At 70.7% G+C, this 11965-nt stretch carries 11 protein-coding genes; 5 read left to right on the top strand and 6 right to left on the bottom strand.

What is annotated here, in order from left to right:
- The first annotated feature begins 11 nt into the window (after nt 1–11).
- The 3 genes from folB to ACIA73_RS13150 all read left to right on the top strand — a co-directional run bounded on the left by folB (nt 12) and on the right by ACIA73_RS13150 (nt 1507).
- Nucleotides 12–371 carry a dihydroneopterin aldolase gene (gene folB, locus ACIA73_RS13160; protein ID WP_399438515.1) on the top strand — a complete coding sequence of 120 codons (360 nt, stop codon included), beginning with the start codon at nt 12–14 and terminating at the stop codon, nt 369–371.
- On the top strand, nt 368–967 hold the full coding sequence (gene folK, locus ACIA73_RS13155) for a 2-amino-4-hydroxy-6-hydroxymethyldihydropteridine diphosphokinase (RefSeq protein ID WP_399438514.1): 600 nt from the start codon (nt 368–370) through the stop codon (nt 965–967). Before folB ends, folK begins: the two co-directional genes overlap by 4 nt.
- Before the next feature lie 63 nt (nt 968–1030).
- Nucleotides 1031–1507 carry a DUF3180 family protein gene (locus ACIA73_RS13150; RefSeq protein WP_399438513.1) on the top strand — a complete coding sequence of 159 codons (477 nt, stop codon included), beginning with the start codon at nt 1031–1033 and terminating at the stop codon, nt 1505–1507.
- A gap of 162 nt (nt 1508–1669) precedes the next feature.
- Here ACIA73_RS13150 and folE read toward each other — a convergent pair whose 3' ends face one another.
- The 6 genes from folE to dacB form a co-directional block, all read right to left on the bottom strand.
- The gene (folE, locus tag ACIA73_RS13145; RefSeq protein ID WP_399438596.1) at nt 1670–2275 is read right to left on the bottom strand and encodes a GTP cyclohydrolase I FolE; all 606 of its coding nucleotides are present in this window, start codon (nt 2273–2275) and stop codon (nt 1670–1672) included.
- 121 nt (nt 2276–2396) lie between these two features.
- Nucleotides 2397–4430: an ATP-dependent zinc metalloprotease FtsH gene (ftsH, locus tag ACIA73_RS13140; protein WP_399438512.1), complete on the bottom strand. Its 2034-nt coding sequence runs from the start codon at nt 4428–4430 to the stop codon at nt 2397–2399.
- Nucleotides 4431–4639: 209 nt separating this feature from the next.
- A complete protein-coding gene (gene hpt, locus ACIA73_RS13135; RefSeq protein WP_399438511.1) occupies nt 4640–5200 on the bottom strand; it encodes a hypoxanthine phosphoribosyltransferase in 561 nt (186 codons plus the stop codon).
- Nucleotides 5201–5229: 29 nt separating this feature from the next.
- The gene (tilS, locus tag ACIA73_RS13130; RefSeq protein WP_399438510.1) at nt 5230–6327 is read right to left on the bottom strand and encodes a tRNA lysidine(34) synthetase TilS; all 1098 of its coding nucleotides are present in this window, start codon (nt 6325–6327) and stop codon (nt 5230–5232) included.
- A 188-nt stretch (nt 6328–6515) separates the two neighbouring features.
- A complete protein-coding gene (locus tag ACIA73_RS13125; protein WP_399438509.1) occupies nt 6516–7646 on the bottom strand; it encodes a zinc-dependent metalloprotease in 1131 nt (376 codons plus the stop codon).
- Between the two features lie 80 nt (nt 7647–7726).
- On the bottom strand, nt 7727–9136 hold the full coding sequence (gene dacB / locus ACIA73_RS13120; RefSeq protein WP_399438508.1) for a D-alanyl-D-alanine carboxypeptidase/D-alanyl-D-alanine-endopeptidase: 1410 nt from the start codon (nt 9134–9136) through the stop codon (nt 7727–7729).
- Nucleotides 9137–9315: 179 nt separating this feature from the next.
- Here dacB and ACIA73_RS13115 point away from each other — a divergent pair, with 179 nt between their 5' ends.
- A complete protein-coding gene (locus ACIA73_RS13115; protein WP_185034151.1) occupies nt 9316–9810 on the top strand; it encodes an inorganic diphosphatase in 495 nt (164 codons plus the stop codon).
- 203 nt (nt 9811–10013) lie between these two features.
- The gene (locus ACIA73_RS13110; RefSeq protein ID WP_399438595.1) at nt 10014–11855 is read left to right on the top strand and encodes a threonine/serine exporter ThrE family protein; all 1842 of its coding nucleotides are present in this window, start codon (nt 10014–10016) and stop codon (nt 11853–11855) included.
- The last annotated feature ends 110 nt before the right edge of the window (nt 11856–11965 follow it).

Below are 11965 nucleotides of genomic sequence, written 5' to 3'. Positions count from 1 at the left end.
GAGTGATTCGCGTGGATCGTGTCGCGCTGCGCGGCCTCAAGGCCCGTGGGCACCACGGCGTGTTCCCCAGGGAACGCGAGGAGGGCCAGACCTTCATCGTGGACATCGTCCTCGGTATGGACACCCGGCCCGCGGCGGCCGACGACGACCTGACGAAGACCGTCCACTACGGCGTGGTGGCCGAGGAGGTCGTGCAGGTCGTGCAGGGCGAGCCGGTCAATCTGATCGAGACGCTCGCCGAGCGGATCGCTCAGCAGTGCCTCAAGCACGACGGGGTCGACGAGGTCGAGGTCCGCGTCCACAAGCCGGACGCCCCGATCACCGTCCCCTTCGACGACGTGACCATCACCATCACCCGGAGCCGTGTATGAAACCGATGCAGAGCGACCCCACCGTCCAGCCGGTTCCCGCCTCGGTGACCGAACAGGTCGACGCCGCGGACATCACCCTCTCCAACCCCAAGTGGGCCGTCATCGCCCTCGGCAGCAACCTGGGCAACCGCCTGGAGACCCTGCAAGGCGCCGTGGACCTCCTGGAGGACACCCCCGGCGTCCGGGTCAAGGCGGTCTCCCCGGTGTACGAGACGGAGCCGTGGGGCGTCGAGAGCGGCTCCCAGCCCTCGTACTTCAACGCGGTCGTCCTCCTGAAGACCACCCTCCCGCCGTCCTCGCTGCTCGAACGCGGCCAGGCCATCGAGGAGGCCTTCGACCGCGTCCGCGAGGAGCGCTGGGGCCCGCGCACCATCGACGTCGACATCGTGTCGTACGCCAATGTCGTCTCCGACGACCCCGTCCTCACCCTTCCGCACCCGCGCGCCCACGAGCGCGGCTTCGTGCTGGCCCCCTGGCACGACGTGGACGCGGAAGCCGTGGTCCCGGGCCACGGCCCGGTCGCCGAGCTCCTCAGCGCCCTCGGAACGGACGGCGTAATGCCCCGCGCGGACCTGGAACTCCGGCTGCCGGAGTAAGCGTTGTACAGGCACTGACGCGTTGCCCCTCTGACCCTCTGACCTGACGGAGAGCGGAACCTCGTGAAGCAACTACGGCTCGGGGTACTGGCCGGAATCTTCGCCGTGTCCGGCGTGCTGTCCTGGGCGGGCGCCCGGCTGTGGGCCTCGATCGACACCCTTCCCGGGGTGCCGGTCGCGGCCCCGGTCGTGCTGGCCCTGATCGCGGCGGTCCTGCTGGCCACCGCGCTGGCGCTGCGCACCCGGCTGCGCGCGCAGCGCGAGCGCCGCCCGGACGCCAAGGGCGTCGACCCGATGCTCGCCGCCCGCGCGGTCGTCTTCGGCCAGGCCAGCGCACTCGTCTCCGCCCTCGCCGCGGGTGTCTACGGCGGCCTCGGCCTCTACCTCCTGCTCGACGGCCTCGACCTGCCCCTCCGCCGCACCCAGGCCCTCTACTCGGGCTTCTCGGTGCTGGCGGCGGCATGCGTCATCGCCGCGGCGTTCTTCCTGGAGCGGGTACTGAAGCTGCCGGAGGACGAGGAGGGCGCGGCGGCGGCCTGAGCGCCCCCGTCAGCCCCCTCGCGCGGCGGGGCCACCTCCCCGCCACACCGTCGTCGCCCTCGGCGGCGAGGCCGCCCCCGGAGACGGAACGGGCGGGCAAGGGGGCGGCCCCCGACGGAGTCGCACCCCACCCGCCCCGGCCCCGGCCCCGGTCGTCCGACGCTAGCGAGCCATGATCAGGCTCATCGCCTCCGCGCGGGTGGCCGGATCCCGCAACTGCCCCCGCACCGCCGAGGTGATCGTCTTCGCCCCCGGCTTCCGCACCCCCCGCATCGTCATGCACATGTGCTCGCACTCCACGACCACGATCACCCCCCGCGGCTCCAGGATTTCCATCAGGGAGTCCGCCACCTGAGTGGTCAGCCGCTCCTGCACCTGCGGACGCCGCGCGAAGACATCCACCAGCCGGGCCAGCTTCGACAGCCCGGTGATCTTCCCGTCCGTGGACGGGATGTACCCGACGTGCGCCACACCGTGGAACGGGACCAGGTGATGTTCACAGGAGCTCATCACTTCGATGTCCTTCACGAGGACCATCTCGTCGTGGCCCAGGTCGAACGTCGTCGTCAGCACGTCCTCCGGCTTCTGCCACAGCCCGGCGTATATCTCCCTGTACGCCCTCGCCACCCGGCCCGGAGTCGCCCGCAGGCCCTCGCGGTCCGGGTCCTCGCCGACGGCGATGAGAAGCTCGCGCACCGCGCTCTCGGCGCGCTTCTCGTCGAACTCGCCGATGGTGGCATCGCCGTCCAGCGTCACCGGATCGGTCATCAGTGCCTCGTTCCTGTGGTTCACCTGCGCGGGCATACGAAAAATGCCGCGACCCCCAGGCTAAAACCTGGGGGTCGCGGCATCCATTCCGGACCGGGTGTGACCCCGGGCACGCAGGGGGCTAGCTGTTCTCCGGGCGGTCCTCCGGGACCGGGTCGGCCTGCGGGGCGTCCTTGGTCACCGAGGTGATCGCGGGCGTCGCGCCATTGGCCGAGCCGTTGGTCAGCGCCAGTTCCTTCGGCGAGAGCACCGGAGGCCTGGTGGAGGGCGTACGACGGGAGGAGCCGGTCCACGCGGGGCGGGCCGGGCGCTTCACGATCGGCTGGAAGATCTCGGCGATCTGCTCCTTGTTCAGCGTCTCCTTCTCCAGGAGGGCCAGAACCAGGTTGTCGAGAACGTCGCGGTTCTCGACCAGGATCTCCCACGCCTCGTTGTGCGCGGTCTCGATCAGCTTCTTGACCTCTTCGTCGACGAGCGCGGCGACCTCTTCCGAGTAGTCGCGCTGGTGCGTCATGTCCCGGCCCAGGAAGGGCTCGGTGTTGTCGCCGCCGAACTTGATCGCGCCGAGGCGCTCGGTCATGCCGTACTGCGTGACCATCGCGCGGGCCGTACCGGTGGCCTTCTCGATGTCGTTCGCAGCGCCCGTCGTCGGGTCGTGGAAGACCAGCTCCTCCGCAGCACGCCCGCCCAGCATGTAGCCGAGCTGGTCGAGCATCTCGTTGCGGGTGGTGGAGTACTTGTCCTCCTCGGGCAGGACCATGGTGTAACCCAGGGCCCGGCCGCGCGACAGGATCGTGATCTTGTGGACCGGGTCCGAGTTCGGAAGGGCCGCGGCGACCAGGGCGTGACCGCCCTCGTGGTACGCGGTGATCTTCTTTTCCTTGTCGGACATGATCCGGGTGCGCTTCTGCGGACCGGCCACGACGCGGTCGATCGCCTCGTCGAGCATGTGGTTGTCGATCAGCTTCTTGTTGCTGCGCGCGGTGAGCAGCGCAGCCTCGTTCAGCACGTTCGACAGGTCCGCGCCGGTGAAGCCGGGGGTACGACGAGCAACCGCGCTCAGGTCGACGTCCTGGGCGACCGGCTTGCCCTTCTGGTGAACCTTGAGGATCTCCAGACGGCCCTGCATGTCCGGGCGGTCGACCGCGATCTGCCGGTCGAAACGGCCCGGGCGCAGCAGCGCCGGGTCGAGGATGTCCGGGCGGTTGGTGGCGGCGATCAGGATGACGCCGCCCTTCACGTCGAAGCCGTCCATCTCGACGAGCAGCTGGTTGAGCGTCTGCTCGCGCTCGTCGTGACCGCCGCCCATGCCGGCGCCGCGGTGGCGGCCGACGGCGTCGATCTCGTCGACGAAGACGATCGCCGGGGCGTTCGCCTTGGCCTGCTCGAAGAGGTCGCGGACACGCGAGGCGCCGACACCCACGAACATCTCGACGAAGTCGGAACCCGAGATGGAGTAGAAGGGGACCCCTGCTTCGCCCGCGACGGCGCGCGCGAGGAGCGTCTTGCCGGTGCCGGGCGGGCCGTACAGCAGCACGCCCTTGGGGATCTTGGCGCCGACGGCCTGGAACTTCGCCGGCTCCTGGAGGAACTCCTTGATCTCGTGGAGTTCCTCGACCGCCTCGTCGGACCCGGCCACATCGGAGAAGGTCGTCTTCGGGGTGTCCTTGGTGATGAGCTTCGCCTTGGACTTCCCGAACTGCATGACCCGGGAGCCGCCACCCTGCATCTGATTCATCAGGAACAGGAAGACGACGACGATGAGGACGAAGGGCAGCAGGGTCAGCAGGATCCCGACGAAGGCGTTCTGCTTCGTCGGCGAGACGGTGTACCCGTCCTTGATCTTGCCTGCCTCGTACTTCTGGTCGAGCTTGGCGGAGAGCCGGGAACCCTGGTCCCCGATGTAGCTCGCCTGGATCTTGGAGCTGTCGTCGACCTTCTGGCCGTCCTTCAGCTGCACCTTGATGATCTGTTCTTCACCGGTCGTCAGTTTGACCTGATCGACCTGGTCCTTGTCGATGGCCTGGATGACCTTGCCGGTGTCGACCGTCTTGTAGCCGCCAGACGAGCCGACGACCTGCATCAGCACGACCACGGCGAGGACGGCCAGCACGATCCACATGACCGGCCCACGGAAGTATCGCTTCACGTCCATCCATACGGGGCGAACTGATGCCCCGTCCCTCCTGCCCGTAGGTAAATGCCGCTGAATAAAAGACTGTTCTTCGGACGGTACCCCAGCATTGTCACCCGCGACCGCAGGGGACGGCTGACAAAGCTGCCTTCCCCTGCTCCAACGGCGGGAATTGCGCGAGGGTTCCCCGCGAAGGGGCCACAAGCCCCCAATGGCCCGTCCGAGCCGGTTCAGCCCCCGTAGACGTGGGGGGCCAGGGTCCCGACGAAGGGGAGGTTGCGGTACTTCTCGGCGTAATCCAGGCCGTATCCGACGACGAACTCATTCGGAATGTCGAAACCGACCCACTTCACGTCGATCGCGACCTTCGCGGCCTCCGGCTTGCGCAGCAGCGTGCACACATTGAGGGAGGCCGGTTCGCGCGAGCCCAGGTTCGACAGCAGCCACGACAGCGTCAGGCCGGAGTCGATGATGTCCTCGACGATCAGGACGTGCTTGCCCTTGATGTCGGTGTCGAGGTCCTTGAGGATCCGGACCACGCCGGAGGACTGGGTGCCCGCGCCGTAGGACGACACCGCCATCCAGTCCATGGTGACCGGGGTGGACAGCGCACGCGCCAGGTCCGCCATCACCATCACGGCGCCCTTGAGGACTCCGACGATGAGGAGGTCCTTGCCCGCGTACTCCGCGTCGACCTGGGCGGCCAGTTCGGCCAGCTTCGCGTCGATCTCTTCCTTGGTGATGAGCACCGACTTGAGGTCGGTGCCCATGTCGTTCGCGTCCACCCGCATCACTTTCGTAGAACTTCGGCCCTGCCGAATCAGCCCTGCCGAATGACCAGTCTGCCACCCTGCCGCTGAGCCTCCACCCGGCCGGGGAGGTTGATGGCTCCCTGGCCGCGCCAACCGGTGATCAGGCGGTCGACTTCCTCGATGTGCCGGGCGAAGAGCGACCCCGCGGGTGAACCGGCGTCGACGACCGCCCGGCGCAGCACCCGGCGGCGCACCGCGGGCGGCAGCGCGTAGAGCTTGGCGCACTCCAGCTTCCCGCTGTCGTCCCGTACGGAGGCGGAGGCTTCGGCGGCCCAGGTGTCCAGGGCGTCAGCGTCGTCACGGGAGAGCTGGGCGGTACGCGCGAGCGCCTCGACGACGCCCTTGCCGAGCGCCTTCTCCAGGGCGGGCAGGCCCTCCTGGCGGAGCCGGGAGCGGGTGTAGGCGGGGTCCGCGTTGTGCGGGTCGTCCCAGACGGGCAGCGACTGGACCATGCAGGCCTTGCGGGCGGTCTGCCGGTCGAGCTGGAGGAAGGGGCGCCGGTAACGGCCGGCCGCCCCCGAGACGGCCGCCATTCCGGAGAGCGAACGGGTGCCGGAGCCGCGGGCGAGGCCGAGCAGGACGGTTTCGGCCTGGTCGTCGCGGGTGTGGCCGAGGAGGACGGCGGCGGCGCCGTGGCGCAGGGCGGCACCGTCCAGGGCGGCGTAGCGGGCGTCGCGGGCGGCGGCTTCGGGCCCACCGGCCCGGCCGACGGTGACGGCGACGGCCTCGGCGGGGGCCAGGCCCAGGGCGGTCATCCGGCTGACGACCTCGGTGGCACGGGTGCCGGAGCCTGCCTGGAGATTGTGGTCGATGGTGACGCCGCCCGCCCGGATGCCGAGCTTGGGGGCTTCGAAGGCGAGGGCGGAGGCGAGCGCCATGGAGTCGGCGCCGCCGGAGCACGCCACGAGCACGAGCGGGGCGGGCCCGTCCGTGCGCGGGTTCTCCTCGGATCGGCCGCGGACGTTCGGGCTGCGCCTGCTCGGGCTGTGTTCGTTCAGGCTGTGTTCGTTCCGGCTGTGTTCGTTCCGGCTGTGTTCGTTCAGGACGTCGTGGAGTACGCGGCGGACCGCCAGGCGTATCGCTGCGACCGCAGGATGGGGACCCATGTCCGGTGCCCTTCGGTGGAGTTGGGGTGCGTCGGGGGGAGGAGCGCCTCTGTCACGCAGAGTGCGTAGATGGTGACAGAAACGAGCGACTACCCGAGCATTGCACGCCTACCCAGCCCTCACGGTCCCTCAGATGGGTGATTTAGGGGGCGTATCCCTTACCGTTCCTGCCGTCGTACGCACCGCCCTCACGCTTCTCCCTTACGGTGCACCCTCGCTACCCAGTCAGCCGGTTTGGCGATCTCCGACTTGGTCGGCAGGGTGTTGGGCGAGGTCCAGACCCGGTTGAATCCGTCCATTCCCACCTCGTCGACGACCGCGCGCACAAACCTTTCGCCGTCCTTGTACTGCCGCAGCTTGGCGTCCATGCCGAGCAGCTTGCGCAGGGCGAGGTCCAGGCGGCTGGCGCCCTTGGCGCGACGCTGCTGGAACTTCTCGCGGATCTCGGCGACGGACGGGACGACCTGGGGGCCGACCCCGTCCATGACGTAGTCCGCGTGCCCTTCGAGCAGCGACATCACCGCGGTGAGGCGGCCGAGGATCTCCCGCTGGGCGGGGGTCTGGACCAGCTCGACCAGGCTGCGCCCGTCCTCGCCCTGCTCACCCTCGGGGCGGCCGCCCGCGAAGGCCTGGGCGGCTTCGCGGAAGCGCTCCAGGACGGTCATCGGGTCGACCTCGGTCTCGCCGAGGAACGACTGGATCTCGCCCTCCAGGTGGGCGCGCAGCCAGGGCACCGCGGTGAACTGGGTGCGGTGGGTCTCCTCGTGCAGGCAGACCCAGAGCCGGAAGTCGTGCGGGTCCACTTCCAGCTCGCGCTCGACGTGGACGATGTTGGGGGCGACCAGCAGGAGCCGGCCGCCGCCCTCGCCGCCGGACGGGAGGTCCCGGCCGGCCGGGGCGAAGGTCTCGTACTGGCCGAGGACCCTGGAGGAGAGGAACGACAGCAGCATCCCCACCTCGACGCCGGTGACCTTGCCGCCGACCGCGCCGAGCACGGCGCCGCCGGGAGTGGATCCGCGCCGTTCCTGCATCTTGCCGAGGAGCGGCTTGAGCAGTTCCCGGAACCCCTCCACATTGGCCTTGACCCAGCCTGCCCGGTCCACGACCAGTACTGGGGTGTCCTGCGGCTCCACACCCTCGGGGATCATCCGGGTGAAGGCCCGGACATGTTCCTCGGACGCCTTGGCATGCCTGCGCAGCTCCGCGACGACGGCTCGCGCCTCGTCCCGACCGATGTCGGGGCCCGGCCTCACGAGTCGTGTCGCGGTTGCCACCGCGAGCTTCCAGTCGACCATCTCCGCACCACCGATGCTCGTCATGCGTCAACCGTACGTTGCCAACGGCGTCCGGGGAGGAGGGTCGGCGCAGCCGCCCCGCGCCCCCCTCGCCCCCGTACCCCCTACGCCCCGGTGGCCAGTGCCGACGCCAGCTTGTCCAGTGACTTCTGGGCCGGGCCGGGGGCCACCGTGTCGCCGGCCAGGAAGGCGAAGGCGAGCAGGCGGCCGTCGGGGCCCACGGCCGTACCGGAGAGGGTGTTGATGTGCGAGAGGGTGCCGGTCTTGGCGCGGACCAGGCCGGTGCCGGAGGAGCCGGCCGAGTACCGGGTCTGGAGGGTGCCGGAGAAACCGGCGACCGGCAGGCCGGTGAGGACCGAGCGGAGTTCCGGGTGGGCCGGGTCCGCCGCACGGGCGAGCAGGGCGGTGAGGAGCGAGGCGGAGACGCGGTCGTTGCGGTCGAGGCCGCTGCCGTCGGCGAAGTGGGCCCCGGTGAGCAGGCCCTTCCCCGGCAGACCCAGCTTGGCCAGCCGGTCGTACGTCGCCCGGCCGGCCCCTTCGAAGCTCGCCTGCTCGCCCGCGGCGAGGGCGGTCTGGCGGGCGAGTGCCTCGGCGATGTCGTTGTCGCTGTTGGTGAGGGTGCGCTCGACGAGGGCGGAGAGCGGGGCGGAGAGGGTCTTGGCGACGGGGGTGGCGCCGGCCGGGGCCTTGGCGGAGGCGGGGTCGCCGGTCAGCTTGACGCCGAGCGAGCGGAGTTCGGCCGCGAAGGTGCGGGCCGCGTCGCCCGCCGGGTCGGGGGTGCGGTCGCCGGTGCCGCTGCGGGTGCCGTCGGTGCGGCCCTCGTTGACCATCAGGGAGGTGACCGTGGCGAGGTTCTCGTTGCCCGCGCCGATCGGGTGGACGGCGGGGCCGGTGTAGAGCGTCGTGTCGTACGAGAGGGAGACCGGTCCCGCACCCCGGTCGCGCAGGGCGCGGGCTGTGTCGGCGGCGAGGGAGCGGAGCTGCTCCTTCTCCAGGGTGGGGTCACCGCCGCCCTTGAGGACGATGCCCTTGGCGTCGGGGGCGGCCAGCACGGTGGTCGCGATGCGGTGGTCGGGGCCCAGGGCGGAGAGGGCCGCGACCGCGGTGGCGATCTTGACGGTGGAGGCGGGGGTCATCGCGGTGTCCGCGCCGCGTCCGTACAGCTGCTTGCCGGTCGCCACGTCGACGACGGAGGCCGTACGGAGGGGGCCGAGGGCCGGGTCGTCGAGCAGCGGTCCCAGGGTGCGCCCGAGGCGGGCGGCGTCGGGGGCGCCGGGGGCTCCGAGGCCTGCCAGGACGCTGCGGGCGCTCGGCGCGGGGGCCGGTTCGGCCGGATCCGGGCGCCGGGTTTCGTGATGTGCGCCACCCGTTCGGTCCTGGGCGGCCGCCAGCTCCCGCTCGGCCTTACGCTGACCGGAGTCCCAGGGCCCGGCGACGGTCACCGCACCGGCCGCCAGCGCCAGTCCGGCCACGGCGGAGCCCGCCGTGAACTGCCAGGTTTTGAGCTTGGGCACTGCGGACCAGCCCCTTTCGCGATCACAGGTCTGCGTGAGGGACACTTAATCACTGCGTCTTGCGCGAGCAGAGCACCTGGCGGGGCACACCGGCCCATTCGGCCGGAGCTCCGGGGGTCGGTTTCCTCCGGGGGGACGCAACACCCGAGAACATTGTGTTGATCATGGAGGAGCCACCCGTGGAGTTCGACGTCACCATCGAGATTCCGAAGGGTTCGCGGAACAAGTACGAGGTGGACCACGAGACCGGCCGGATCCGTCTGGACCGTCGCCTCTTCACCTCGACCAGCTACCCCGCGGACTACGGATTCGTCGAGAACACCCTCGGTGAGGACGGTGACCCGCTGGACGCGCTGGTCATCCTCGACGAGCCGACCTTCCCCGGCTGTGTCATCAAGTGCCGCGCCATCGGCATGTTCCGTATGACGGACGAGGCCGGCGGCGACGACAAGCTGCTGTGCGTCCCGGCGTCGGACCCGCGGGTGGAGCACCTGCGCGACATCCACCACGTGTCGGAGTTCGACCGCCTGGAGATCCAGCACTTCTTCGAGGTCTACAAGGACCTGGAGCCGGGCAAGTCGGTCGAGGGCGCCGACTGGGTCGGCCGCACGGAGGCCGAGGCGGAGATCGAGGCTTCCTACAAGCGCCTTGAGGCGCAGGGTGGGGCGCACTGACACCGGCAGACAGCCAGTAGTCGTGCGGCGGGCGGCACACCCTCGAACCGGGGGTGAGCCGCCCGTTTCGCATGCCGGGGCCGCGGGCGAGAAGAGGCGTGTCGACCGGTGGGGGGCGGATTTGTCCGGCTGCCCCCACGTGGGTTCGTGGACATACTGGGCAGACGGGGCACCGAGGTGCTGGAGTGGCGGGAGAGAGGCGAGTGGTGGCGGAGTCGGGACGGGCCGAAGGCAAGGGCACGGCAGCCCCGGAGGACCGGAAGCCGGTGTCCGACGAGGCACGGAGCGGTTTCTCCACGCCCCCCGGCGTGGACGCCGTCCAGGCCATCCCGATCATTGCCCCGCCCGCCGTCGAGGACGAGCAGCCAACCTCCGAGTTCGCGCTGCCCAAGGGGCTGGCCCAGCCGCCCGAGGAGGACCCGCAGGCGACCTCCGAATTCGCGCTGCCCAAAGGGCTGAGCCCCGAGGCCCCGGCCGTGCAGGAAGGTTCCGCCTTCAACGCGCCGAGGACCGCCGCGCAGAAGAAGGCGCAGGGCGCGGGCGCCAGGGCGGGCGGGTTCGACACCCCGCGGACGTACGGAGCGAGGCACTCGCCGCCCGCGTTCACGCCCGCGCACGGCATACCGGTCGTCAAGCTGACCAAGGAAGCCCCCTGGCAGGACCGGATGCGGACGCTGCTGCGGATGCCGGTCGGCGACCGCCCGGTACCGGACAGCGTGCAGCGGCACGGGGAGGACGAGGACTCGGGTCCGGCCGTGCCCCGGGTGCTCGACCTGACGCTGCGTATCGGCGAGCTGCTGCTGGCGGGCGGCGAGGGGGCCGAGGACGTCGAGGCGGCCATGTTCGCGGTCTGCCGGGCCTACGGGCTCGACCGCTGCGAGCCCAATGTGACCTTCACGCTGCTCTCGATCTCGTACCAGCCCTCGCTGGTCGACGACCCGGTGACGGCGAGCCGTACGGTACGTCGCCGGGGCACCGACTACACCCGCCTGGCGGGCGTCTACCGGCTGATCGCGGACATCGCGGCCGAGGACATCGACGTCACCCTGGAGGAGGCGTACCGGCGCCTCGCCGAGATCCGCCGTAACCGTCACCCGTACCCCGGCTGGGCGCTCACCGGTGCCAGCGGGCTGCTCGCCGGATCGGCGTCGGTGCTGGTCGGCGGTGGGGTGATCGTCTTCATCGTGGCGAGCCTGGGCGCGATTCTGGGCGACCGGCTGGCCTGGCTGTGTGCCGGGCGCGGGCTGCCGGAGTTCTACCAGTTCGTGGCCGCGGCGATGCCTCCGGCGGCGATGGGGGTGGGGCTGGCGTTCGTCCCCGACAACGTGGTGAGCGGAATCCTCCCGTCCGCCGTCATCACCGGTGGGCTCTTCGCGCTGCTGCCCGGACGTGCGCTGGTCGCGGGCGTCCAGGACGGCCTGACCGGCTACTACATCACCGCGTCCGCGCGACTGCTCGAAGTCATGTACTTCTTCATCGCGATCGTGCTGGGCGTGCTGATCGTGCTGTACGCGGGCGCGGGCCTGAACCCGAACCTCCACCCGGACGCGACCATGCAGGTCCAGTCCCGCCCCGTCATCCAGATCCTGGCGTCGATCGCCCTGTCCTTCGCCTTCGCGATCCTGCTCCAGCAGGAGCGCAACACGGTGCTGATGGTGGCCCTGAACGGTGGTGTCGCCTGGATCGTCTTCGGCGCGATGACCTCCACCGGCGGCATCTCGGTGGTGGCCGCGACGGCGGTCGCGGCCGGTCTGGTCGGCCTCTTCGGCCAGCTCTTCTCGCGCTACCAGTACGCGTCGGCGCTGCCGTACGTCACGGCCGCGATCGGCCCGCTGCTGCCCGGTTCGGCGACGTACTACGGCCTTCTCGGCATCGCCCAGAACGCGTTGAACACCGGTCTCGCGTCCCTGTCCAAGGCGGCGGCGATCGCCCTGGCCATCGCGATCGGGGTGAACCTCGGTGGTGAGATCTCCCGGCTGTTCCTGCGGATGCCGGGGGCGCGGGACGGCGCACGGCGCGCGGCGAAGCGGACGCGCGGCTTCTAACTCGTGGGGGTACGCCGAGGGGGGGGGGGGGGGGGGGGGGGGGGGGGGGGGGGGCGGGGGGCGGCGGGGGGCGGGCCGGGGGGGGGGCGGGGGGCGCGGCGGGGGGGGGC

The sequence above is a fragment of the Streptomyces sp. NPDC051561 genome (assembly GCF_044454195.1).
Taxonomy (GTDB): Bacteria; Actinomycetota; Actinomycetes; order Streptomycetales; family Streptomycetaceae; genus Streptomyces.
Note: the sequence above shows the minus strand (reverse complement) of the source record. Positions and strands in the feature narration are given on the sequence as shown.

Excerpts from the sequence above, each read along its gene's own strand:
- hpt (WP_399438511.1), bottom strand. The coding sequence starts at position 5,200 with ATGCGGGTGGACGCGAACGACATGGGCACCGACCTCAAGTCGGTGCTC.
- folK (WP_399438514.1), top strand. The coding sequence starts at position 368 with ATGAAACCGATGCAGAGCGACCCCACCGTCCAGCCGGTTCCCGCCTCG.
- ACIA73_RS13125 (WP_399438509.1), bottom strand. The coding sequence starts at position 7,646 with ATGACGAGCATCGGTGGTGCGGAGATGGTCGACTGGAAGCTCGCGGTG.
- ftsH (WP_399438512.1), bottom strand. The coding sequence starts at position 4,430 with ATGGACGTGAAGCGATACTTCCGTGGGCCGGTCATGTGGATCGTGCTG.
- folE (WP_399438596.1), bottom strand. The coding sequence starts at position 2,275 with ATGACCGATCCGGTGACGCTGGACGGCGATGCCACCATCGGCGAGTTC.
- tilS (WP_399438510.1), bottom strand. The coding sequence starts at position 6,327 with ATGGGTCCCCATCCTGCGGTCGCAGCGATACGCCTGGCGGTCCGCCGC.